Origin of the sequence: Acetobacter cibinongensis (genome assembly GCF_000963925.1) — a bacterium.
GTDB classification, from domain to species: Bacteria; Pseudomonadota; Alphaproteobacteria; order Acetobacterales; family Acetobacteraceae; genus Acetobacter; species Acetobacter cibinongensis.
Genome location: NZ_BAMV01000016.1, coordinates 160,045 through 180,216, shown reverse-complemented (window position 1 = coordinate 180,216; position 20,172 = coordinate 160,045). Strand labels below are relative to the sequence as shown.

At 52.8% G+C, this 20,172-nt stretch carries 19 protein-coding genes; 11 read left to right on the top strand and 8 right to left on the bottom strand.

Annotated elements, in window-relative coordinates; translation table 11 throughout:
* Positions 1-784 precede the first annotated feature (784 nt).
* From Abci_RS09210 to spt, 3 genes are all read left to right on the top strand, one after another.
* Positions 785-2,557 (top strand): fatty acyl-AMP ligase, encoded by a 1,773-nt coding sequence (locus Abci_RS09210; RefSeq protein WP_146806844.1) that lies wholly within the window; start codon positions 785-787, stop codon positions 2,555-2,557.
* 122 nt (positions 2,558-2,679) lie between these two features.
* Positions 2,680-2,931 carry an acyl carrier protein gene (locus Abci_RS09205; RefSeq protein WP_048838855.1) on the top strand — a complete coding sequence of 84 codons (252 nt, stop codon included), beginning with the start codon at positions 2,680-2,682 and terminating at the stop codon, positions 2,929-2,931.
* A gap of 6 nt (positions 2,932-2,937) precedes the next feature.
* A complete protein-coding gene (gene spt, locus Abci_RS09200) occupies positions 2,938-4,149 on the top strand; it encodes a serine palmitoyltransferase (protein ID WP_048838854.1) in 1,212 nt (403 codons plus the stop codon).
* Here the strand turns inward: spt and Abci_RS09195 are convergent, their stop codons facing one another.
* Positions 4,150-5,115: a hypothetical protein gene (locus Abci_RS09195; RefSeq protein ID WP_048838853.1), complete on the bottom strand. Its 966-nt coding sequence runs from the start codon at positions 5,113-5,115 to the stop codon at positions 4,150-4,152. It lies immediately after the preceding gene.
* Between the two features lie 11 nt (positions 5,116-5,126).
* Positions 5,127-6,110, bottom strand: coding sequence for a diacylglycerol/lipid kinase family protein (locus Abci_RS09190; protein ID WP_048838852.1), 984 nt, complete (start codon positions 6,108-6,110; stop codon positions 5,127-5,129).
* A gap of 69 nt (positions 6,111-6,179) precedes the next feature.
* Between Abci_RS09190 and Abci_RS09185 the strand changes: the two genes are divergently transcribed.
* Genes Abci_RS09185 through Abci_RS09165 form a run of 5 tightly spaced genes read left to right on the top strand, consistent with a single transcriptional unit; the run spans position 6,180 to position 11,017 of the window.
* Positions 6,180-7,145, top strand: coding sequence for a metallophosphoesterase family protein (locus tag Abci_RS09185; protein WP_244877635.1), 966 nt, complete (start codon positions 6,180-6,182; stop codon positions 7,143-7,145).
* Positions 7,142-8,356: an LptF/LptG family permease gene (locus Abci_RS09180; RefSeq protein ID WP_048838851.1), complete on the top strand. Its 1,215-nt coding sequence runs from the start codon at positions 7,142-7,144 to the stop codon at positions 8,354-8,356. The genes Abci_RS09185 and Abci_RS09180 overlap by 4 nt, the downstream gene beginning before the upstream one ends.
* The gene (locus Abci_RS09175; protein WP_048838850.1) at positions 8,353-9,447 is read left to right on the top strand and encodes an LptF/LptG family permease; all 1,095 of its coding nucleotides are present in this window, start codon (positions 8,353-8,355) and stop codon (positions 9,445-9,447) included. The genes Abci_RS09180 and Abci_RS09175 overlap by 4 nt, the downstream gene beginning before the upstream one ends.
* A complete protein-coding gene (locus tag Abci_RS09170) occupies positions 9,444-10,247 on the top strand; it encodes a sterol desaturase family protein (protein ID WP_048838849.1) in 804 nt (267 codons plus the stop codon). The genes Abci_RS09175 and Abci_RS09170 overlap by 4 nt, the downstream gene beginning before the upstream one ends.
* Positions 10,244-11,017, top strand: a complete 774-nt coding sequence (locus tag Abci_RS09165; protein WP_048838848.1) for a nucleotidyltransferase family protein — start codon at positions 10,244-10,246, stop codon at positions 11,015-11,017. Before Abci_RS09170 ends, Abci_RS09165 begins: the two co-directional genes overlap by 4 nt.
* Before the next feature lie 5 nt (positions 11,018-11,022).
* Here Abci_RS09165 and Abci_RS09160 read toward each other — a convergent pair whose 3' ends face one another.
* The gene (locus Abci_RS09160; RefSeq protein WP_084597603.1) at positions 11,023-11,712 is read right to left on the bottom strand and encodes an HAD-IA family hydrolase; all 690 of its coding nucleotides are present in this window, start codon (positions 11,710-11,712) and stop codon (positions 11,023-11,025) included.
* A 113-nt stretch (positions 11,713-11,825) separates the two neighbouring features.
* On the opposite strand from Abci_RS09160, the gene glmU reads away from it, so the two are divergent.
* Positions 11,826-13,172 carry a bifunctional UDP-N-acetylglucosamine diphosphorylase/glucosamine-1-phosphate N-acetyltransferase GlmU gene (gene glmU / locus Abci_RS09155; RefSeq protein ID WP_048838847.1) on the top strand — a complete coding sequence of 449 codons (1,347 nt, stop codon included), beginning with the start codon at positions 11,826-11,828 and terminating at the stop codon, positions 13,170-13,172.
* Complete coding sequence (glmS, locus tag Abci_RS09150; protein ID WP_048838846.1) at positions 13,172-14,995, top strand: glutamine--fructose-6-phosphate transaminase (isomerizing); 1,824 nt, start codon at positions 13,172-13,174, stop codon at positions 14,993-14,995. The genes glmU and glmS overlap by 1 nt, the downstream gene beginning before the upstream one ends.
* Before the next feature lie 100 nt (positions 14,996-15,095).
* On the opposite strand, the gene Abci_RS09145 is transcribed toward glmS, so the two are convergent.
* Positions 15,096-15,923, bottom strand: coding sequence for a DUF3108 domain-containing protein (locus tag Abci_RS09145; RefSeq protein WP_048838845.1), 828 nt, complete (start codon positions 15,921-15,923; stop codon positions 15,096-15,098).
* Positions 15,924-15,986: 63 nt separating this feature from the next.
* The gene (locus Abci_RS09140; protein ID WP_048838844.1) at positions 15,987-16,793 is read right to left on the bottom strand and encodes an IclR family transcriptional regulator; all 807 of its coding nucleotides are present in this window, start codon (positions 16,791-16,793) and stop codon (positions 15,987-15,989) included.
* A 251-nt stretch (positions 16,794-17,044) separates the two neighbouring features.
* On the opposite strand from Abci_RS09140, the gene Abci_RS09135 reads away from it, so the two are divergent.
* Positions 17,045-17,530 (top strand): glutathione peroxidase, encoded by a 486-nt coding sequence (locus Abci_RS09135; protein ID WP_048838843.1) that lies wholly within the window; start codon positions 17,045-17,047, stop codon positions 17,528-17,530.
* Between the two features lie 958 nt (positions 17,531-18,488).
* On the opposite strand, the gene Abci_RS09130 is transcribed toward Abci_RS09135, so the two are convergent.
* From Abci_RS09130 to Abci_RS09120, 3 genes are all read right to left on the bottom strand, one after another.
* Positions 18,489-19,178: a hypothetical protein gene (locus Abci_RS09130; RefSeq protein WP_146806842.1), complete on the bottom strand. Its 690-nt coding sequence runs from the start codon at positions 19,176-19,178 to the stop codon at positions 18,489-18,491.
* A gap of 14 nt (positions 19,179-19,192) precedes the next feature.
* On the bottom strand, positions 19,193-19,420 hold the full coding sequence (locus Abci_RS09125; protein WP_146806839.1) for a hypothetical protein: 228 nt from the start codon (positions 19,418-19,420) through the stop codon (positions 19,193-19,195).
* Between the two features lie 486 nt (positions 19,421-19,906).
* Positions 19,907-20,056, bottom strand: coding sequence for a hypothetical protein (locus Abci_RS09120; protein WP_158319790.1), 150 nt, complete (start codon positions 20,054-20,056; stop codon positions 19,907-19,909).
* Between the last annotated feature and the right edge of the window lie 116 nt (positions 20,057-20,172).

Genomic DNA, 20,172 nt, shown 5'->3' with positions numbered 1-20,172 from the left:
TTCTTTCACTCTCGAGAAAAAATAAACACCCAAAAAGGCAATGGTACTCGCGTTGCCGTTGCTTTGCATCTGAGCGTTAAGGATAGAGCGTCCTGACGTGGAGATACCCCCTACCTGTAAGCCCCAACCCTCACGGCCCTCACTATATATAGTCAAGAGAACGCCATGGCCCCGTACATCCCTCAAGAGCCGGACCTTAACTCTCCTTTTAATAAGGCCTCGCGACTCTTCCCAATCCCCTCGCTTTGTTCGAGCTTCAAGTTTAGGCACTCAGAATCTTCACCCAAAAATCTCACCACCACAGCAAAGAGAAACAAGAAATATTTCATAAAATTTCACGGCAGCGCCCATTGCAATTACGCTTAAAATACAAAAACCAGCCTTGAGTGCTTTAATTTTAAGTTGAAATTGGATTAAAAAACCTCCTCACTCATATTATGGTAGAAGTTTTATTAAATTTACTTTTATTAATCAAACTATTGTTTTGTATTTTTATTTTTACTTCTACTGAATATATAAATTTCCGCAGTTATCTCTTGAAATCAGATTATAGTACTTCGCATTCACCTTCTTCCTGACACAAACAGCATAACCACAAAGCGCCCTAGTTTACTGCCCTCTCACGGCACCGCTTTCGCGGTACATGACGCATTTTCAACCTATGACACTTTTGTAAATCCATAAAAAGACTATATAGGCCACACGTCCGGCCTTGCAGCAGGCCTACTCACCGTGCCTTTGGGCGCTCAAACCTAATTGTTAAATTTCTTCGAATGGCTCACTGATGAACGTTATGAACTCTGCTTCTTCACCCCTTAACGAAGAGACCTTGCAGCCGGTTCCAACAAATTCCGGTCAGCCACGACGTTATGGTGATTTCCCTACATTCCCTGCTGCGCTGGACTATGCTGCCCAGGGTGAGGCCGGCTTTAATATATATTCCGGCAAAGGCGTTCTCCTCGAAGCGCTGCCGTATAAGAAACTGCGTGAACAAGCCATTGAAACGGGCCTGCGCTTCCTAGGCATGGGTCTGCAACCGGGTGACCGGGTTGCTATTGTTGCCGAAAGCGATGGCGACTTCGCGCGGATTTTCTTTGGTTGCCAGTATGCTGGCCTTGTGTCCGCCCCCCTCCCCTTGCCTGTCGCTTTTGCCGGGAAAGAAGCCTATCTGGCTACGCTGCGCGGCATGATTACCAGCTCTGGCGCAAGCGCGGTCATTATTCCCCAGATTATAGAAGGGTGGACAAATGATATTGTCAGCGGTCTGGGGCTGATTTTTGCAGGTTCCCCAGCAGAATTAATGGCCCGCCCGGTACCAGACATCGCTTTGCCGGATGTGGGGCCTGACGCTTTATCCTATCTTCAGTTCTCATCAGGCAGCACACGTTTCCCCATGGGCGTATGTGTCAGCCAGCGATCTGGCATGGCGAATGTTGCCGCTATTGCTCATGACGGTTTGCAGGTGACTGAAACAGGCGACCGCTGTGTTTCCTGGTTGCCGCTTTACCATGACATGGGTCTGGTCGGCTTCTTCCTCACACCAATGACCTGTCAGTTGACCGTTGACTTGCTGCCTACCCGTGAGTTCGCGCGCCGCCCCCACGTATGGCTTGACCTTATTAGCCGTAATCGGGGCACCCTGGCGTACAGCCCCTCCTTTGGATATGAACTTTGCGCCCGTCGTCCTGCCTCGGCTGAGTTGGACCTTTCGAGCTGGCGCATTGCCGGGATTGGTGGCGACATGATTCGCCCGCATATTCTTGAAGAATTTGCAGAGCGCTTTGAATCCTCTGGTTTCAGCAAAAACGCGTTTGAAGCCAGCTACGGTATGGCTGAAGCCACATTGGCAATCAGCTTTGCCCCGCTTAACAGTGGCATTCAAACGGATACGGTTGATCTGGCTGCCTTGGAAAGCAAGGGGGTTGCTGTTGCTCCAACCTCTCCTGATGTTCCAAGCCGTACCTTCGTGCTGTGCGGTAAGGTGCTGCCCGGACATGGCCTTGAAGTCCGCAATTCTGAGGGGACTGTTTTAGGTGATCGTCAGGTCGGGACCATTTTTGTCTCCGGACCAAGCTTGATGAACGGTTATTTCCGCCGCCCCGATGCAACGGAAGAGGTGCTTGATTCTCACGGTTGGCTGAATACGGGTGATCTTGGCTATATGCTCAATGGCCAGATTGTGGTGACAGGCCGTGCAAAGGACCTGATTATCATTAACGGCCGTAATATCTGGCCTCAGGATCTGGAATGGTCGGCTGAAACAGCCATTTCCTCCCTTCGTAGCCGGGATGTTGCTGTCTTCTCTCTTGAAAAAGATCAGCAGGAAGAGGTTGTGGCCCTTATTCAATGCCGCGCCACAGACCCCGATACCCGTGAAGGCCTGCGTAGCGAGGCGGCAAGCCTGTTCCGCCGCTTACATGGTGTTGATGTGTCGGTTGTTCTGGTTCCGCCTCATGCGTTGCCACAAACATCTTCTGGAAAACTGACGCGCGCTAAAGCCAGGACCATGTTCCTGAGCGGTGCATTTGCTCCACAACCCGAAGTTGAACCCGCCTGAGGGCTTCATAGCCACAGGCCACAAACTGGCGCACAGTGCTTTTTTAGGCCATAAGGCAGGCGCCAGCGGGATGGCTACCTGTTTTTTATTTGTATGCGCATAAAACGAAGAGAGACCGTACCATGAGCGACACCATAGAAAGCGTTTCCGCGCTGATTATTGAAAAGCTTCTTGCCAACCCTAAAGTGCCGCGTGACATTGATGGCAACTGCAAGATCATGGAAGATTTGGCGTTTGACTCCCTCGCCGTCATGAATTTTGTGATGGAAGTGGAAGACACGCTTGATGTCTCTGTACCGCTCGACAAACTGGCTGATATCCGCACCATCAATGACCTTGCTGCCTGTATTGTTGACCTGAAAAACAAAGGCTGAGCCCGTATGACATCACTCTTTGCCAAATTTAACGGCACAGCCAGTGCTCTTGGGGCGCTGGTTGAGGCTGGCGGGCGCAACCCTTTTGGCGTGGTTATTGAAAAACCGCTTTCTTCCACGGTCGGGCTGATTGAGGGGCGGGAAACGCTTCTGTTTGGCACAAATAACTATCTCGGGCTCAGCCAGTCTGCGCGGGCCATTAAGGCTGCGCAGGACGCGGTGGCACACTATGGTGTTGGCACGACCGGGTCTCGTATTGCCAACGGCACACAGTCTTTACACCGCAAGCTTGAAACCCAGATAGCTGCTTACTTTAAGCGCCGGGATGCCATGGTGTTCTCGACCGGATATCAGGCCAATCTGGGCATGATTTCCACGTTGGTTGGCAAAGACGATTACCTCATTCTTGATGCTGACAGCCACGCCAGTATTTACGATGGCAGCCGCCTTAGCCCTGCACAGGTTATTCGTTTTCGTCACAACGATGCTGACGACCTGCACAAGCGCCTGAAGCGCCTTGATGGAACACCGGGTGCCAAACTGGTGGTTGTGGAAGGTATTTATTCCATGACCGGCAATGTTGCTCCCATTGCCGAGATGGCACAGGTCAAGCGCGAAACAGGCTCCTACCTGCTGGTCGATGAAGCACACTCGTTTGGTGTTATGGGCGAGCGAGGCCTTGGCGTAGCAGAAGCTGCTGGCGTTGAGGCTGATGTGGACTTTGTGGTGGGCACGTTCTCCAAAAGTCTGGGAACGGTTGGCGGCTATTGCGTATCCGACCACCCGGAGCTGGAATTTGTCCGCCTGAACTGCCGCCCGTACATGTTCACAGCATCTCTGCCGCCGGAAGTCATCGCCGCGACCATGGCTGCTCTGCAAGACATGGAAGCTCACCCTGAACTGCGCACACAGTTAATGGACAATGCCGCCCGCCTTCATGCTGGTTTTCACCGCATTGGTTTGAATGCCAGCCGCCAGGTAAGCCCGGTTATTGCCGTGACGCTGGAGGAAATGGGACAGGCGATTGTGATGTGGAATCGCCTGCTGGAGCTGGGGGTTTACGTCAACCTTAGCGTGCCACCTGCGACACCCGACCACAGGCCACTGCTGCGCTGCTCCGTTATGGCAACGCACACACCAGCGCAGATTGATCAGGCAATAGACATTTTCCGTCAGGCCGGGCTTGATGCTGGCGTATTGAACGCCTCTGTTGCTTAACTAACTGCTTTTCTGAAACGCCCCCTTGCGCCAAAGCTTCCACAGAAGTGGAGGCCCGGCGATAAGGGGGTGTTTTTCAGCAAATGGCGTCAACGGCACAGAAATACCGCTATGACGCTCAATTTTCCATGCAGCGTAACGCGGCCCACCGGCAAACGTGAAGGCTGCTTTTATAAGTCTGGCAATGTTCAGCGGTTTGCCTATTTTCTTTCTTAATAGCCAGTCCGCATTAGACTTTTCGCGTTCCTGTGCAGAAAGTATGGGGCTAATTTGCCCTGCTTCCTGAGCAAATTTTACTCCGGCAATGGCCCAACAGGGTGCAAGTAAATTTGCATAGCGTTCAGGGTACGCCGTAACAATACTCGCGCCCCGACCCGCTTTCTCCACACGTAGTTCTGTCTGGTAAGTCCGTTTGTACAAGGCATTCCAGAACTCTTCTGCCTGCCCTTTTTCCGGCCCAAAACAGGCGGCCCATCGGGCACCGGTGATCACCGCACGCATGACACTCCGCGTTAAAGCCGCTTCTGCTTTCTGATCGGCAGACCAGACCAGTCGCACTGGTTGTGAAAAGCGCGCCCAGACCGTTGTGTCCCATGTTGTAAAGCCTGTCAGCCTCCGGAACTGCGCCAGTGTGAGAATGGCTACCTTTGCACGTAGGGCTTTGCCGCCACTTTCTATTTCGTAATACTCCACATTGGGAGGGAGAAGAGCATTACCTATCTGCGCAGCGAATGGTCTGGGCCAGTCTGATTGCTTGTCCAGAATGACATAAAAATCCATCAGCGTATCGGACTGTATGCCGCCACGCAGGCCGGAACCATAAAACAAAATGCCTAAAGGCCGTCCCTTCTCATTCAGTTCAGAGACGAACTCTCTTACTTCCGGCGCAACAGATGTCTGAAGTTCTGCTGTAATGCAGTCTGCAAGCTGTTGAACCGCAGAACGTGACTGAGACGTGCCAGACATGCCTAACCCTTTTAGGCTTGAAGGAATGAGACGACTGGACCCGCTGTGATGTCGAGGCAATGTTCTGGCCCAGTTTCCAGCACCTCCCCATCCAGCACAAAGGATTGAGCACTCCGGAGCCGGATACGTTCTACCGAGCCACTTTGGTAGCTACTGCTTTGCTGCATCCATGCTGGCACCTTGCCGCGCATCAAATTCCATGTCGCTTTTGTCAGATGTTCTGGGCGTGCGCCCACATCAAGATAGCTGATCCCTTTATCCGGCTGACCGGGAGCCCGCCAGAAGGGCCAGATTTTGTGAGTTAGACGGTGCAAACCGGTGCACAGAAAAAGGAAGTGGTTTTTTATATCACCGGGCTGACCGTCCAAGCCCAGCGCGGCCATGGCTCCGTTCAACCACTCCTGCCGCAAACTGGGCGAAAGAATCTGACGTGCAGTAATAGCTAACGTCGCCAGCACTGCGGCATCATGCGCGTAAGTGTTCATGATGTTTGGGCTGTGCGCGATTTCTATGGCGCGAGTGAACGCACCCGCCCCGCCAAAAAAACCAAGTTCCGGCGCACGGGTCTGGCCAGGCCAGGAAATAACAAGCGGCTGACGCCGCTGTATTTTTGTTGCCAATTGTGCAGACCCTGCGCGCGCTGCCCGCAGATGTTCGAGTGCCTTGATGCCCCGCAGGCCAAAACCAACGTCTGCCGCGATCAGATTGGTATTGCCTGACGGCAGAACAGCGATCGTTGGTAATTTGTGATTGGGGTAGGAAGAGGCGTAGAGCACGCTTAGCACCCTGCCCACAGTGCCATCCCCACCATCCACCACAAGGCAGTCCACATTCTGGTGGGCCAGTTCCTCTATGGTTTCACGCAGGGCGTCTGCTGTCTCTGGCGCATGAAAGAGCGGCCCCAGCATGGCTTGGGCTGCTTTAAGGTAATGACGATCCGCCTTGAGATTACGTCGGCTGCGGGGATTGTGAATTAAGGCGAAACGATCTGTCACTCAGACACTCTTTAAGCAGAATAAAAATACCGGTAGCTTTTGCTCCGGTTGATGCCGGTGGTATAGTTCGTGTTGGTTCGCTTGTCACATGCTGTCCCAGGCAGACCACTCTGCATACGGAGACTTTTATTTTTGTCCGCTGTCAAAATTGCCCATCTTTCTGATTTGCATTTACCGTTAGCTGGGCTGCCTTGTTTAAAGGAAATCCGGTTCAAGCGGCTGCTTTCACTTCTTTCGTGGCAATTACGGCGCAAACATATCCATTTACCACAAACACTTAGCTACATCATGCAGGACATACGCACCCATATGCCTGACATGGTGGCCATGACCGGGGACCTGACCAATCTGGGGCTGTTGTCAGAATTTCAGGCCGCGCAAACATGGCTGGAAGAGCAGGACCTTCCCCCCACCCTTCTCGTTCCCGGCAATCATGACGCGCTGATTCGCGAGCCCACATACTCCTGCAAAAGTACCCTATGGGCTCCGTGGCTGCGTAATACGGGCCATGCGCCGTCCGTCCTCCGGCACGGACCTGTCATGCTCATCGGGTTAAACAGCGCCATACCCACTGCACCATTTCTGGCTTCCGGCTGTGTCGCGGCAAAAAGCGTTGAAGCACTGCGCCCGCTTTTGCGTCAGGCCGCCGAGGAAGGGTTATGTCGTGTGGTGCTTCTTCACCATCCTCCGGTGGCAGGCCTTGTGCCGCGTCGGAAAGGGTTGCGACAACGCAAGGCTTTACAACGCCTGTTTCAGCAGGAAGGTGCCGAACTGGTCCTGCATGGTCATTCCCATCGCGGTAGCCTGAGCTTTATCCCCCATACTCATATTCCGGTATTGGGCACGCCGTCTGCATCCCATTGTGCGCAAACATCGGCGCGCTCGGCTGGCTGGAACGACATTTCCATACAGGCCTGCGCACAAGAGTGGCATATTACCATCCAGCGCCGCGCTTTGGGGCTGGATCTGAAAATGCATGATGGTCCGATATATCGTTTTGCCCCCCATCGCCTTTCCCTGCCAACCCGGCTATGAAACCCTCCATGCAGCCCGAGCCTTTTCTGCGCAGGGTTCTGTCGTTCTTTACGCCAAGAACGCTGGACCGTTACCTGATAGCGCAGGTTCTCCCTCCCTTTCTGGTCGCCCTTTGTGTTGTTATGTCGGCTTTGCTGCTGGAACGGCTCCTTGTGCTGTTCAATATGTTGGCGGCCGGTAACAACCATCTCTTCACGTTTATCGGTTTGTTACTCACCCTGCTGCCACACTATCTTGGCCTGGCCATTCCGGCTGCGCTGTGCGTGAGTGTCTTTACCGTAGTCCGGCGCATGAGCCAGAACGAGGAAATTGACGCCATTAACAGTAGCGGGCTGTCCTTATTAAGGGTGGCGCGACCGTTCGTGCTAATGGGGTGTTTACTCGGCCTGCTTTCATTCTTTTTGTATGGGTTCATTCAGCCCCACGCGCGCTATGACTTCCGTGAGGCGCTATACACGGCCAGCCACACAGGCTGGGCGCCACGTTTGCAATCCCGCATGTTTGCCCGCCCTTCAGCCAATATGACGTTGCTTGCAGACCATGTGGACCACGCAGGCTCCCGGCTGAAGGACGTGTTTATTCGTGACACATCCAACAACCGCGAACGTGTTATTACGGCAGCCTCTGGCCAAATCCGGATTGCCAGCGATAGTTCAGCGGTGGAAATTGATCTGCAAAATGGCACAATCGTCACGGATACAGGTGTCGGTGCGCCAACCTTAACCAGGTTTGAGCATGCAACCCGCCTTCTGACAGAAGCGTCTCACATCTCCCCTTTCCGCGCACGAGGAGATGATGAACGGGAACTGACATCCAAAGAACTGGTCGGGCGTCTGGTTGATCATAACGCCGCCATTTCGCGCCCGCATATGCGCTCGGAAGTCCATTTCCGGCTGGCCCGGAGCATGACCATTCCCTTCATTCCTGTTCTGGCTGTCGCTCTGGCCATTATGCGCAAACGCCAGCAGGGAAGTGCCGGACTTGTTATCGCCTTTCTGGCTCTGGTCGGGTTCGACCACGTGCTTCAGTTCGGACACAGTATGGTTGCGACGAAGAATACCTCTCTCATGGCTATCTGGGTCCCTGCCTTTGTTTTTATAGGCTTATGCTCCGCGCTACTGTTCTACAAATCAGGGGCTTTTCAGGCCCTGCATGCACAACGTCTTGCATCGCGCCGTAAAACACTTGCCCAGGGTGAGGTGTCCCCATGAGCAAAACGGCCAAACCTCCACGGTTTGTTCTGCTGCGTTACCTGTCAGGCGCGTTGCTAAGCCGCGTTCTATTATGTGGTGCAGTCCTGGTAGGCCTGTTGGAAATTCTGGCCCTGCTGGAACAGACCACCCCTATCTTGCAGCGCCATCTGGGGCTGCATGGTATTCTGACCTATGCCGGGATGCGCCTCCCCTTTCTACTGGCGGGAGCCTTGCCCCTCAGCCTGCTGATTGGCGCCTTGGTCATGCTGACACAAATGACACTGGGGAGTGAGACTGCCATTCTTCAGGCGTCCGGTCTGTCCATCACCCGGCTTTATAAACACCTTATCCCTGCCACGCTGCTGGTTGGGGTAATGGGGGTGGTGCTGGACGATCAGGTCACCCCGCGGTCAGAGCAAGCGCTGGCAGCATGGTGGAACCGGACAGACCCCAGCCCGGAAAATGGACATTCCTTCTGGTTTCACGAGGGGCAGGAGGTGACCCGCGTGGCGTATGTTGCTGATGGCGGCAACATGTTGTCCGGTCTGGACATCTACTCACGCGATCAGAACGGTTTGTTACAAGACGTGATTCATGCTGCCAGAGCAGATTACACGCGCGCGAACGGATGGATTTTGCACGACCTGAAGCGGGTTCAGGTGAAGGAAAACTCTGCTGACCGGTTACCACAGGAAGACCAGAAAGCGTGGCATACGTCCTTGCATCCATGGGATTTTATCCGGCTATCTGCGGAAAATCCGCCATTGTCATCCGGCACAATATTAGGGATGCTGCGCGGGCGCCTGCCCTCTGATTCCAGCCCTGGCTTTCTGCAAGCTGGCCTGCTGGAGCGCTTTCTAAGGCCGGCGTCTCTTCTGGTTCTACTGTTAATTGCCATGCCGGTGATCTATATCCCTCCGCGTACGGGTACCCGAAGCTGGACTCCTGTCTGGTGTCTGGGTGCCGGTCTGCTTTTCATCATTGTGCAAGGTATGTTGCGCGCAATGGGAAATGCCGGCCTTTTACCGCCGCCTGTTGCCACAATACCCGGCTTACTGATTTTCACTTTGGGTGCCGTGACAGTGCTTTTGAGGAATGAAGCAAAATGAGTGGAACGCTGAATAACGCGAGCCTGAAAACCGGCCGCAGCTTTGATCTGGGTAAAATGAACCTCAGACAACTGTGGATTGCTTACCTGACTTATCCAACCATTTTGCTTTATTTTGCATTGGTTGTTGTCAGCGTAGCGGCCGCTGCACATTTTTTTGCCGGGTGGGGTGCTACTCTGGTTTCCATAGTAGCTGTTATTCTGGTGTATCCTCTCGCATGGTATCTGCTGCACCGTTATGTGCTGCATGGCCGTCTGCTGTATAAAATGAAATGGACCTCCGCACTCTGGAAGCGCATCCATTTTGACCACCATCAGGACCCGCACCTGCTGGATGTGCTGTTTGGCTCACCTGCTACAACATTGCCGACCATCGCCATCATCACCCTGCCAATCGGCTATTTGATTGGTGGGTGGGGCGCCGCTGCAACAGCGTTTGGTACAGGTGTGACGATCACCTGCATCTATGAGTTTTTTCACTGCATCCAGCATCTGAACTACAAGCCGCGTGCCTCCTGGATCCAGCGCATGAAGGCCCGTCATGTTCTGCATCATTTCCATGACGAAGACGGTAACTTTGGTATCACCAGTTTCTTGGTGGATCGGATATTTGGCAGCTATTATCGGGATGCCAAAGCCCGCCCCCGCAGCCCGACCGTCTTTAATCTTGGCTATGACGTAAAAGAAGCAAACACCTATCCCTGGGTGATGGACCTGACTGGCTCTCCCCCACGTGACCGGCCCGATGGTGCGCGCGCTCCTGCTGGCAAAACACCAGACTCTGCACGGCACGCTGCATGACTTATCCTGCTGGCACACTGACTGTTCTTGTTCTGGCTGGCACACGCCCCGGTGTGCCAGACCCAATGGCACAGGCTGCGGGTGTTTCGCATAAGGCTATTCTACCGGTTGCGGGCGTTCCCATGATCACGCGTGTGCTCAAAACATTACAGGACACGCCTGCCGTAGGCCGAATTATTGTCTGCATTGACACTCCGGCAGTGCTTGATGGCCTGTTAACGCCAGACGTGACAGTCATACCGTCTCGCCCGGAAGGGCCGAGCGCCAGTGTGTTGGCAGCGTTAATGCAGTTTGGCACCCCTTTACTGGTGACCACAGCAGACAATGCCCTCTTGAAACCCGAGTGGGTGACTGAGTTTCTGAACGCAAGTAATCCGCAGGTCGATGTCGCGGCGGCCGTTGCACCTGAATCTGTGGTCCGGCGGGATGTTCCTGTCACAAAACGTACTTTTGTGCAGTTATCCGATCTGGTTTTTTCAGGCTGCAACCTGTTTTTATTTCGTACCCCGGCGTCTCTGAACGTTGCCAGACTTTGGTTACGCGTTGAAAAAAACCGCAAGCACCCGCTGCGTGTTGCGTGGCTGCTTGGCCCGCTGGTGTTACTGAAAGCTATTACAAAAACACTCAGCCGTAATGCTCTCTACGCCCGCATAGAAAAGCTGACGGGCGCAAAAGGAGAGCTTGTCTGCCTGTCTGACGGCAGAGCGGCTGTGGATGTTGACAAACCAGCCGACCTGGAACTGACAGAACAACTTCTGGGCGCGGAATAACCGCCTTAATTTGCCAACAGGCGGGCCGCGGCTTCCGGCACGTCCGCCATGCTGGCGGCCTCTCCCTGCGCCTGTGTCGCCAAGGCGGGGTCACCATAACCCCAAGCTGCAAACAACGCGGGGCAGCCAGCTGCCTTTGCCGCAGCCAGATCAGGCACCATATCGCCAATCATAACAGTCCGGGCCGGAGTTCCACCGGCTTTTTCAATTGTACCCAGCAAATGCACAGGGTCAGGCTTACGCGCTGAAAAACTATCCCCGCCCCCAACACAGGCAAACAAGGGCAGCAAATCAAATTTTTCAAGAATAGCCAGAGCAGCAACTTCCGGTTTGTTGGTGCAAACAGCCAAGGCCCAGCCTTGCTCCTTTAGAGTCCGCAAAGCCTCGTTCGTGCCGGGAAACAGGCGCGAGAGGCGCGTGGCCCTTGGGGTGTATAGCGCCATGAACGCCTGACATGCCTGCGCGTGGTCAATCTTGGCAAGGCGCTCAGCCACTTCTGCCCCCTTGCCACTGGCGGAATGCAGCAAGCGCTCCACAAGAAGGGGAACGCCATTGCCAATCATACGCCGCACTTCGGTATCTGACACGCTGGGCAAGTCATACTGCGCCATCAGGGCACGGCCCGACTCAGCCAGATCCGGCAGAGAATCAAGCAAGGTGCCATCCATATCAAACACAGCGAGTTTCTGCTTCATCACCACTTGGCCCTTTTGGTAAATTCCTGAAAAACTTTATGATATCGACTAAGCTCTATTCTTATAGCACGAGGTTTGACAGGGGCTGGAGGTTGGCTTACCGCAGTCTAGACATGACAAACTCACTCCCATCCCGTCCTGCTACTGCGGTTCTATTGGCCGCCGGGCTGGGCACACGCATGAAATCCTCCCGCCCCAAAGCCATGCAACGGCTTGCTGGCCGCCCCATGCTGGCACATCTGATTGCCAACGCGGCGGAAATATTTGACCGCCTTGTGGTGGTAGTCGGGCCAGAGATGGCTGATGTGGCTGAACTGGCGGCCCCCTACCCTGTTGTCATTCAACATGACCGCTTGGGCACGGCCCACGCAGCACTCCAGGCCGAAGCCTATTTTGGGGATGGTGATGTTGCTGTTCTTTATGCGGATAATCCGCTGATCTCCGCTGAAACCCTCAACAACCTGCTAACAGAACGGCGGCAGCCTGATGTGGGGTTAGCCCTGCTGGCCATGCGCCCAGCTGAGCCAGGCCGCTATGGCCGCGTTGTGACATCCGGTGCAAATGTGCAGCGAATCGTGGAATGGGCCGATGCAACGCCGGATGAGCGCGCCATAGACCTCTGCAATGCCGGGGTTTTATGTGCTGATGCAGCCACTTTCCGCCGCTGGTTACAAGCTGTGAAAAATGACAACAGCAAGGGTGAGTTCTATCTGACGGACGTGGTGGACATGGCCGTTGCAGAAGGGCTGACCGTACGGGCCGTAGAAGCAGCAGAAGATGAATTGCGCGGCATTAATTCCCGCGTTGAGTTGGCTCAGGCAGAAGCCGCCTTGCAGCAACGTTTACGTACCCAAGCCATGCTGAACGGCGTGACACTGGTCGCACCTGAAACGGTTTTCCTGTGTGCCGACACCGTGCTTGAGGCCGACGTACTGATAGAACCGAATGTGGTGTTTGGTCCCGGCGTTACCGTACAGAGTGGCGCAGAAATTAGGGCCTTCAGCCACCTTGAAAACTGCACTGTGGGTGAAGCTGCCATCATTGGCCCTTATGCACGCCTCCGCCCAGGATCTGCCATTGGTGCCAAGGCCCATATTGGCAACTTTGTTGAGGTCAAGAACACAACGGTTGGAGAAGGCGCCAAGGCCAATCATCTGACCTATCTGGGTGACGCCACCATTGGAGCCCGCACCAACGTGGGCGCTGGTACCATTACCTGTAATTATGACGGCTACTTCAAACACCACACCGCTATTGGTGACAACGTGTTTGTAGGTTCCAACGCCATTCTGGTGGCACCTGTGAGCATAGGCACCAACGCCATGATCGCCGCAGGCAGTACCGTTACCAAGGACGTTCCGGCGGATGCTCTGGCATTTGGCCGTTCCCGTCAGGTCAACAAACCTGAATTGGGCCGCCACTTCAAGGAAACGCTTAAAGCCCGAAAGGATAAAAGCTGATGTGTGGAATTTGCGGCGTTGTAGGTCTACGCCATGCAACACCTATTGTTTTTGAAGGCTTACGGCGGCTTGAATATCGGGGTTACGATTCCGCTGGCATTGCAACGTTGGTGGATGGCCGTGTCGAGCGCCGCCGCGCTGCAGGCAAGCTGAACAATCTGGGCGTGGTGCTGGAGGAAAACCCGCTCTCTGGTACCACTGGCATTGGTCACACACGGTGGGCAACACACGGGGCCCCTACCACATGCAATGCACACCCCCACGGCACAGAGCGTGTGGCCATTGTCCATAATGGCATTGTTGAAAACTTCGAGGCCCTCCGGCACGAACTGGAAGCTGCCGGGCAGGTTTTTGAAACCGAAACCGATAGTGAAACCATAGCACAACTGGTTGACTACTATCTGGTTCAGGGCATGGCCCCGAAAGACGCCGCACTCAAGGCACTGCAACGGCTTGAAGGCGCATACGCCATCGCCATGATCTTTGCTGGTCATGAAGGCCTGATGATTGGCGCTTGCCATAGTGCTCCACTAGCCGTTGGCTACGGAGACGGTGAGATGTTTCTTGGTTCTGACTCTCTCGCCCTGGCCCCCCTCACACGCCGTATCACCTATATGGAAGACGGAGACTGCGTGGTAATTACACCCGCAGGTGCCGAATTCATGACATTTGACGGCACGCCGGTTCAGCGCAAAGAGCAGGTTACCTCTCTGGCGGCTGGCGCAATCGGCAAGGACGGCTACCGCCACTACATGGAGAAAGAACTCCATGAGCACCCGCTAGTCATCGGGCAGACCCTGCAACGGATGGTAGATCCGGCAACCCGCAAGATTGTTCTGCCGGACCTGCCGTTCGATCTGGCAACCGTGCCACGCGCCGTTATTACGGCCTGTGGGTCGGCCTTCTATGCGGGCATGGTGGGACGTTACTGGCTGGAAGCCATAGCGCGCCTGCCCGTGGATATTGATGTGGCCAGTGAACTCCGCTACCGCAATCCACCCCTGACTGCTGGCTCTCTTGGGCTTCTTATTTCGCAGTCTGGTGAAACGGCAGATACGCTGGCAGCCCTGCGTACCTTGCGCCAGAATGCGGCCCATGTCCTGTCAGTGCTGAATGTTGAGCACAGCACGATGGCCCGTGAAAGCGACATGGTACTGGGTACCGTAGCAGGCCCGGAAATTTCCGTTGCATCCACCAAGGCCTTTACGGCCCAGTTGACCGTTCTGGCTTGCCTGAGCATTGCAACGGCCCGTGCTCGGGGCGTGCTTGATGAACAAGGCGAGGATGACCTGGTTTCTGCCCTGCTCGACCTGCCTAGCCGTGCCGGAGACGTCTTTGCTCAAGGTGACGCCATACGCCGCATGGCAGCTATTGTAGCTGAAGCACGCGATGTCTTGTACCTGGGCCGTGGCAGCATGTTCCCCGTTGCTATGGAAGGGGCGTTGAAACTGAAGGAAATTTCCTACATTCACGCTGAAGCCTACGCTGCCGGGGAAATGAAGCATGGCCCGATTTCCCTGATAGACCGGACTGTTCCTATCGTCGCCAGCGTGCCGTTCACGCCGTTGTTCGATAAAACACTCTCCAACCTACAGGAAGCCAAAGCACGCGGTGGTCGCCTACTGGTGTTTACGGATACCAAAGGTGCTGAGCGCGTTTCCGCCATTGCGGAAGATATGGTCGTTCTGCCGCATGTGCATGAATTTGCAGCCCCGATCCTGCAAACAATTCCTGTGCAGATGCTGGCTTACGAGGTCGCTGTTCTGAAAGGAACGGATGTTGACCAGCCGCGTAATCTGGCCAAGTCGGTAACCGTAGAATAAGCAGTCAGGCTTGAAAAAGCCCGGTGAACCGTCCACGGTTCACCGGGCTTTTTTTTATGCTCTGAGTGTTACCAAGTAATTTTGGTAACATGGCCAAAAGTCAGGGATATTGATTTGGTGCCCCATCCAGAAGAACGCTGATACGACCCAATTTGGGGTGGTCCAGCTCAATCCGCACCGCAACCAGACCGGCTGCCCCTATTTTTTCAAACCAGACGCGGCCCGGCTGCGGGTTATGCAGCTTGCTTTTATCGCTTGTAAATTTGAAGCCTTTAATCTGCTGCCCGACAAAATTGCAGCGTAAACCAGCCTCGCCCCAGTCCAGCGGACCGCTGGAAGGCAGCTTCTGCTCTCCAACAGACTGGATGGACAGAGTGGTGAGCCGCAAGCCATCGAAAATCTTCTCCTGCCCCTGACAGGTCTGGGTTAAGCGTGCCTGGTGCAATAACCCCATAAGCATGGACAGCACATCCACAGCGCCTTTTCGCTCTTCCTGCGTTACAGGCTCGCGGTCTGTTTCGGGCGGGTCCAGCAGCGTTACGTCCGGTGTCTGATCCTTATACACAATACGGGCGTGGCGCTGTTGGCGGCGGGACCAGCCTTCTGTTTCAAAATGGTCCGGGTTTATTTCCTGCCCCTCAAACCGTCCTTGCGCCTGCATGGACAGGTCTGTTTTCATGAACAGACCGAAGAGTGGTGTTGTTTTAACGTGGGCGGCCACGCCATATTGCTGGTCACTCAGGCGGTAGGAAGCCTGAATATCCATAACATGCAGGCTATGCACAAAAACGCGGTAGCGCACCGCTGTCTGGGGTGAAGTGCTTTGCCCGTAAGACTGGCTAGCCGGTACAACCGCTGTCACTATGCCAATGCCAAGAGCACAGGCAATACGCCGCACGGCGAAAAATTTAAGCCCCGGAAACAACATGCTTCTCTCTATCATTCACTCAATGGCGTTATGAAATAATCTGGATAGGCCTGTGTGAATAGCTTAGCGGGGCGATTCTGCATCGCCCGTTGGAAGCCTGTAGCCTAGACGGGCTGAAACAGCCTGCGCCAGAGCGGTCGCTCTCCGGCCCAGTTCAGCTACGTCATACCGGCTTAGTTCAGACTGCGGCAGACTGATTCCAACCCCTGCCACCATGCGGCCGGAATAGTCTTTAACCCCTGCGCCGAAACACCACAGTCCGTCATGAACCTGCTCATCATCCACTGCGTAGCCACGCTGGCGGATGTCAGCAATTTCCCGCACCAGTGTCGTGACAGACCGGATGCCGTTGGGGGTAAGGGGTTCAGGCCATGTTGAGGGCGGGTGCAAGGTCAGCCATTCCCGGAAAGATGTATCATCCATTTCAGCCAGCATGGCGTTGCCTGTGGCTGTAAATATGGCAGGCAAGCGCATGCCTACACGGAACGAAGCCCCCAGCACGGTCGCACTATTACGGCATGCCACATAGACTACCTCCATGCCTTCCAGCAAAGTCAGGGTGACCGTAAAGGCGTTCAGGTCTGAAAAACTATCCAGAGTCTGATAAAATTCTGTCACCAGATCGCGCTTTTCGGTCACGCCGCCTACCCAGTCTAACAACCGGGTGCCGAGCCTGTGACCTTGTGTTGCTGTTTTTTCCAACAAGCCCAGTTCAACCATGACCGCCAGCAGCCCATGCACGGTGCTGCGGGGTAATTCCAGTTGTCTGGCTATGTCTGCTGCCAATGGTGGGCGCGATTCTGCCTTCACCATATCGAGCACGCGTACTGCACGGCGCAATGCAGGAACGGAATCTGCTGGTTTGCTCATGTCGTTTCTTATTTTCCTTGTTGACAAGACAGGCCAATACCCCCATTATTCCAAATACGGGATCGAGTTCAATATAATGAACAATAACAATGAACCGATCTTTTAGCAACATTCGGTGGAAGCCTGACAAGAACCCATAAAAGGGCAGCAGGCTTCCCCCCGATTGCCCCCTGCCACTCGCTCAACCTCTTTTCTTACGGTATGCAGGGTCTACCCTTACGGGCCTGGTAACAAAAGAGGGCAATATCTCCATGACAACAGCTTATGACTTCACCCTTCCCGGTCTTGAAGGTGGCACGCTGGATCTGAGCGCGTATCGCGGTCACCCTCTGCTTATTGTCAACACAGCATCAAAATGCGGTTTTACCCCTCAATATGAGGGGCTACAGTCAGTCTGGTCGCAGTTTAAAAAAGCCGGAGTGATGGTTATTGGTGTGCCGAGCAATGACTTCGGGCAGCAGGAACCCGGTACAGCTACTGACATTGCCAGCTTTTGCCATCGTAATTACGGGGTAAGCTTCCCCATGGCGGCCCGTTGCCCGGTTAAGGGCAGCAATGCCGTACCTCTGTTCCAGTGGCTGAACACGGAATGCGGGTTTCTGGCGCGCCCTCGGTGGAACTTTTACAAGTATCTTATTAACAAGCACGGCAAACCTGTGGCTTGGTTTAGTAGTGTGACATCACCCACCTCCCCACGTGTGCGCGATGCCATCGAGCGCGTGCTGCTGAACGGCTAAAGCGATTGGCTACGTAGTTCTGATGGGAGAGAGGGAAACGCTGCTACCTGATAGTATTTCAGGTAGCTTAATTCAGATCTCATTTTTTTGAGAGAAGATGATGCTTGCTACGATGTAGGCAGCAGAAATGAAAGTGTACGCGTAGCGAGCACATTATGTTGCGACATATCGCCAACCTCTAAGTTTGGCGAACATGCGTTCGATGAGATAACCGTGTTATGCTGATGCCTGCCGTAAGGCTGTTTTAGTTTCCGCTTTTCTTTTGCGAAATGCAAAATAGCAGAATATCCACACTCTTGTTGTCGTTGATGAGTCTTGCACTTGGACAGACCGCCTTTTGCGCCATCGCAGAAGGCGTACAGCTTTGAGTTCAGCAGGGCTTCCGTTCGTCAGAACGTGTCTGTCGTCCGCTATGTCAGGCCATACACGGGTGAAATACATGATCCAATCAGGTCGACCCACCGTTTGGAAAGGAAAAAACCACTTTACTCCACAGCCTTAGCTATGTCTCACAGCCGCCCCTTAACTCAATGAATTAATAGATCTCAAACCTTTTCCATCAGACAATTACCTTGAGACACTATCATCCTTTTAAAGCGTCAAAGGAACATTGTTTTTTGAATGAATACAAAATAGGGCATATATTAAGATACACCTCGAACATTATAGAGGCCATAAGCCACCTGAGACCAACATTCAGCACAGAGAGCGTTCCAAACAAGCCAGTAATGCTCAAAATAGCTAATTGACTGAGCATTACTAGCAGGAAGACGAAATTTTCTCTGTTTACTCCCTTTTGGAAGTTTATGGCTTTCTAAAAAAGCGTCATGTGAACAGAATATGTTCTCGGTCTTCCTCATACTATAATTACAAACTTGAACGATTCTCTAAAAACACAAAATATCCTTAAGGAAAATCGCTCATCCTGACCTATATAGAAAAGCCTCTTCACCGTTTATTACTTCAGAATTTCAACTTTCTGTTTGAGAACGTGGTTCAATAATCCATATTTTTTTTTGTTAATTCCCCAATTTTCTTTGAGCTCTCTGTTCAATTTAGCTCCTTCCGGCCCAAAAATTGGCTCACGTTCACACCATATCCCACCAGTCTCCGAGTTCCAAAGATGTTCGAACTTAAAGCCAACAATACCAGCTCCTTCGACAAGGTCTTTGAATTGATCGGTACAAAGTATATATGTTTTTTTCTCTAAACACCGGAATATAAAAGGTGATTTTTCTATTTTTTCAGAATCAAATGCAAACCTATTAATATAAGACCAGTAAAAATGAGGAACTGTATTTTTATCTCCTTCCATTTTTTCTCTCACAGTACAATCATAAAAAACATAACTTTTCATAAACCAATAGGTTCTTTCTCCAAGCTGAACAGGCAGAAAATCTACAATATTTTTACAATAAGGTTCTAGAATGGATTTTGTTTTCTCGTTGACCACAAAATACGATGAAGCAAAAATTATTACATCAACATCGTAAGTATACTTACTAATTTGACAAGGGTAAATATTCCATTCTTCTTTTTTTACAACATCAACATCGCGAATATAATTAGGCCCCTTTTTCTCCAAATTCAAAAATATATTGCCGTACTGTAAATCGCCAGTTACTCTATAAACATTTAGTGGGTTCACGTTTACTCTCCCCTTTACAGACCGATCATTCCTAAAGCCAATGCCATTTTTTCCTGTAATTTTATAGAATAACTGTCACTACTTCTTCTCGCTAAATCCAGTCCAAATTTCAAAAATTTTTGATGAACCATAGCTCGACCTCTCAAAAAATTAGCAACAGAAGATGCTTTTATATTGATATCGGACATCAAATTATTTATCAGTTCGGCATAATACGCCTGAAAATCTACCGCACCATACACGAAGAGCGCGGCAGCGTTCCCGGCACAAGACACGTCCTCGCGGACGAGGCATTTTCGCGGCGAGGTTCGTTTCGTCAATGAGCACTAAGCGTTCCGGATCGAGGTCAGGTTGGAGATCAAATCACTCCTGTCGTTGTTTGAGGACGTCCTCACGCTCCTGCTCCAGTGCATGAGCGGTTTTTTTGAAATATCCTCCGTTTGTCCTGCACGCACCCACTAAGCATCCTCCGCCCCATCCCGACGGGCCGTTTGCTTTTCAAACGCGCCGCCATTTCGTGCAGCGTGATGTCTTTCTGCTCTTCGATCATTCTGGCAATGAACGCTTTATGCCCGCGCAGCTTGCCCTGACGATGGGGCGTCAGCTCCCGCTTTCACGCTCACTCCGGAGACCGGATCGCTGTTTGAAATCCCAACGCCGAACCGCGCGCAATCGAACTGGCTTACGTTCCCCCACCTCCGGCTTCCCGAATCCGCTTCCAAATATCGTCATTCAATGCGCGCGCCATCACCGTCTCCATCAATGAAAACGGTGAATGACATCGCGCCTCTGCTGTCATCTTTCGATTCAGAATTCAGCGGAACCGCTTTAGTTTGATCGATTTTCTGAAAACGCAAAATATCCTTAGAGGAAATCATTCTTCGTGACCTATATGAAAAAATATCTCCACTCTTTATTTACTTCAGAATTTCCATTTTCTGTTTGAGGACGTGATTCAATAGTCCATATTTTTTTTGTTAATTTCCCAATTTTC

Bases quoted from the DNA above. Each gene is read 5' to 3' on its own strand.
- Abci_RS09210 (WP_146806844.1), top strand. From the start codon at position 785: ATGAACGTTATGAACTCTGCTTCTTCACCCCTTAACGAAGAGACCTTG.
- Abci_RS09205 (WP_048838855.1), top strand. From the start codon at position 2,680: ATGAGCGACACCATAGAAAGCGTTTCCGCGCTGATTATTGAAAAGCTT.
- spt (WP_048838854.1), top strand. From the start codon at position 2,938: ATGACATCACTCTTTGCCAAATTTAACGGCACAGCCAGTGCTCTTGGG.
- Abci_RS09195 (WP_048838853.1), bottom strand. From the start codon at position 5,115: ATGTCTGGCACGTCTCAGTCACGTTCTGCGGTTCAACAGCTTGCAGAC.
- Abci_RS09180 (WP_048838851.1), top strand. From the start codon at position 7,142: ATGAAACCCTCCATGCAGCCCGAGCCTTTTCTGCGCAGGGTTCTGTCG.
- Abci_RS09175 (WP_048838850.1), top strand. From the start codon at position 8,353: ATGAGCAAAACGGCCAAACCTCCACGGTTTGTTCTGCTGCGTTACCTG.
- Abci_RS09170 (WP_048838849.1), top strand. From the start codon at position 9,444: ATGAGTGGAACGCTGAATAACGCGAGCCTGAAAACCGGCCGCAGCTTT.
- Abci_RS09165 (WP_048838848.1), top strand. From the start codon at position 10,244: ATGACTTATCCTGCTGGCACACTGACTGTTCTTGTTCTGGCTGGCACA.
- Abci_RS09160 (WP_084597603.1), bottom strand. From the start codon at position 11,712: ATGAAGCAGAAACTCGCTGTGTTTGATATGGATGGCACCTTGCTTGAT.
- glmU (WP_048838847.1), top strand. From the start codon at position 11,826: ATGACAAACTCACTCCCATCCCGTCCTGCTACTGCGGTTCTATTGGCC.
- glmS (WP_048838846.1), top strand. From the start codon at position 13,172: ATGTGTGGAATTTGCGGCGTTGTAGGTCTACGCCATGCAACACCTATT.
- Abci_RS09145 (WP_048838845.1), bottom strand. From the start codon at position 15,923: ATGTTGTTTCCGGGGCTTAAATTTTTCGCCGTGCGGCGTATTGCCTGT.
- Abci_RS09140 (WP_048838844.1), bottom strand. From the start codon at position 16,793: ATGAGCAAACCAGCAGATTCCGTTCCTGCATTGCGCCGTGCAGTACGC.
- Abci_RS09135 (WP_048838843.1), top strand. From the start codon at position 17,045: ATGACAACAGCTTATGACTTCACCCTTCCCGGTCTTGAAGGTGGCACG.
- Abci_RS09120 (WP_158319790.1), bottom strand. From the start codon at position 20,056: ATGATTTCCTCTAAGGATATTTTGCGTTTTCAGAAAATCGATCAAACT.